At 52.9% G+C, this 2176-nt stretch carries 3 protein-coding genes; 2 read left to right on the top strand and 1 reads right to left on the bottom strand.

Annotated elements, in window-relative coordinates; all coding sequences use genetic code 11:
• Positions 1-327: 327 nt before the first annotated feature.
• Positions 328-495 (bottom strand): 50S ribosomal protein L33, encoded by a 168-nt coding sequence (gene rpmG, locus EDC90_RS20695; RefSeq protein WP_132314394.1) that lies wholly within the window; start codon positions 493-495, stop codon positions 328-330.
• A 355-nt stretch (positions 496-850) separates the two neighbouring features.
• Here rpmG and EDC90_RS20690 point away from each other — a divergent pair, with 355 nt between their 5' ends.
• Both EDC90_RS20690 and EDC90_RS20685 read left to right on the top strand, forming a co-directional pair.
• Entirely contained in the window at positions 851-1525 is a 675-nt protein-coding gene (locus EDC90_RS20690; protein ID WP_132314393.1) for a spermidine synthase, read from the top strand.
• Between the two features lie 144 nt (positions 1526-1669).
• On the top strand, positions 1670-2002 hold the full coding sequence (locus tag EDC90_RS20685) for a DMT family transporter (protein ID WP_132314392.1): 333 nt from the start codon (positions 1670-1672) through the stop codon (positions 2000-2002).
• Positions 2003-2176 lie beyond the last annotated feature (174 nt).

The raw sequence follows: 2176 nt of genomic DNA, 5'->3' as shown, positions 1-2176 counted from the left end.
GTAGGCCACGTGTGCGCACTGTTCTCGCCACAGGAATGCTGGAACTACTTCAAATCAACAGCATGCGTTGCAGACTAATCGCCCGATGCTCTAATGTCATTGGTAAAGTTTTTGCAGCAGAATGTCCGCTGGGTCGGCGGTGCATTTTTGATGAACTATTTCACTGCTTGCGGTCCAACTCATGGGGCTGCTCAGCCTGGGCCTTGCCGCGCTCATGGTGGTTTTGCGCCGTAACCTGATCCGCCGCGCAGCGGCGTGATGACAACAAAAAACGCGCCGGCAAAGGCCAGCGCGTTCTTCAAAAAGAAAAAGATAACCGAAGATCGATTACTTGATCTTGGTTTCCTTGAATTCAACGTGCTTGCGCGCGATGGGGTCATATTTGGTCTTGACCATCTTTTCCGTCATCGTGCGGCTGTTCTTCTTCGCGACGTAGAAAAAGCCGGTGTCTGCCGTCGACAGCAGCTTGATCTTGATCGTTGTTGCTTTTGCCATTTTATTCCGCCTTCAAGAGCAATCCGCTCTCCAAACCTAGAGGAAAAGCGGAACCGGTACGCCCGGGAGTTTTCTTAAAAATCAAGAAGCGCCAGGCATCATCAGCCTGAACGCTTCGCCATTCCATAGCTGCACCCAAAGACGGGCAGCAGCGAAATCTGGCGGGACACTACGAATCCTGCCGCAAAAGTCAAGGCGCACGTTATCTTAAAAGCTTCTGAAAGCATAAATGCTGCCAGAAGGTGTGTATTTTTCCTCATAAACGGTGCCAGATTCGTTTTTTTGTCCTTTCATCTTGCATCATAAACCCGTGCCCCGCAAAAGCTTCGTGCAGGCAAACAGGAGCGCAGGCAGCATGATTCCATGGGTCGAACTCGACAAAGCGACGATTCCGGGCGAAAGCGGTACGTTGCGGCTGAAGCAACGCGGGGCTGAGTTTTCGATCATGCTTGGCACCAATGAGCTGATGAACAGCCGTCTTTCGGGTTCGGAGGAAGCGCTTGCCGAGTTTGCCGCTGAGAAGATCGCGGGGCGCATCGCGCCGGTTGTTCTGATTGGCGGTCTGGGCATGGGGTTTACGTTGCGTGCCGCGCTTGCCGCTCTGCCAAAAGATGCGAAAATCATTGTGGCAGAGCTGGTGCCCGCTGTTGTCCAATGGGCGCGCGGACCAATGGCCGAGATCTTTCAGGGCGCGCTTGATGACCCGCGTGTGGAAATTGTCGAAGGCGATGTTGTGCGCCTGATTGCTGAGCGTACTGCCCGGTTTGATGCAATTTTGCTGGATGTCGACAACGGCCCGGACGGGTTAACCCACGCAGAAAACGACCGGCTTTACAGTTCTGAAGGTCTTTCATTCTCTAAAAAGGCGCTGAAGAAGGGTGGTGTTCTGGCTGTCTGGTCTGCCCATCCTGATGACCGCTTCACGGCGCGCATGAAGAAGGCTGGCTTCCAAACCGAGGCCAGAACAGTGCGTGCCAATGCCAAAAAACGCGGCCTGAAACATGTGATCTGGCTGGGGGAAAGCCGTTAAATTTTGGCAGGTGAGCTATGTTATCGGCGCACTTGACCAGAGTTTTATCCCAAAATAGATAGCGTTTTTGCGCGGGACGGCTCGCGTCTTTTATGTATTCATCCGGGACGGCCCGGCCACTCAGTTTAAAAGGAGGGCCGTGTCATGGCCTGGTTTTATCTTGCAATTGCCGGTGTTCTTGAAATCGTGTGGGCGTTTTCGATGAAGAAATCGGCCGGTTTTACCGCGCTCACCCCCACAATCATCACCTTTATTGCCGCAACTGCCAGCTTTATCCTGTTGTCGGTTTCCATGCGTTCACTGCCGCTTGGAACGGCTTATACGATCTGGACAGGGATCGGCGCGGTCGGTGCCTTTGCTGTCGGCGTGCTCGTTCTTGGCGAGGCCGCGACACCCGGACGTCTGATCGCGGGTGCATTGATCATTTCCGGGATATTGCTGATGAAAATATCAGGTGGTGGGGGTGATGCATTTTGATTTGATGCGGTGTTTTAAGTTGGCCTGCGCAGACATAAAAACGCCGAGGTACCTTCTTGACTTTGCTGTTTTGTTAAATCTTAGTGTCTGTCCAAGAATGGCGCTGAAGCCCGGGGTTGAGTGAAGGGCGGCCATCAGATTCTTTGTATTCTGCAACAAATACGGAGATATCAG

It is taken from the genome of Martelella mediterranea (assembly GCF_004342225.1).
GTDB lineage: Bacteria > Pseudomonadota > Alphaproteobacteria > Rhizobiales > Rhizobiaceae > Martelella > Martelella mediterranea_B.
This window is presented reverse-complemented; position numbering and strand designations above follow the sequence as displayed.

Coding starts and splice junctions, on each gene's coding strand:
- rpmG (WP_132314394.1), bottom strand. CDS start 495: ATGGCAAAAGCAACAACGATCAAGATCAAGCTGCTGTCGACGGCAGAC.
- EDC90_RS20690 (WP_132314393.1), top strand. CDS start 851: ATGATTCCATGGGTCGAACTCGACAAAGCGACGATTCCGGGCGAAAGC.
- EDC90_RS20685 (WP_132314392.1), top strand. CDS start 1,670: ATGGCCTGGTTTTATCTTGCAATTGCCGGTGTTCTTGAAATCGTGTGG.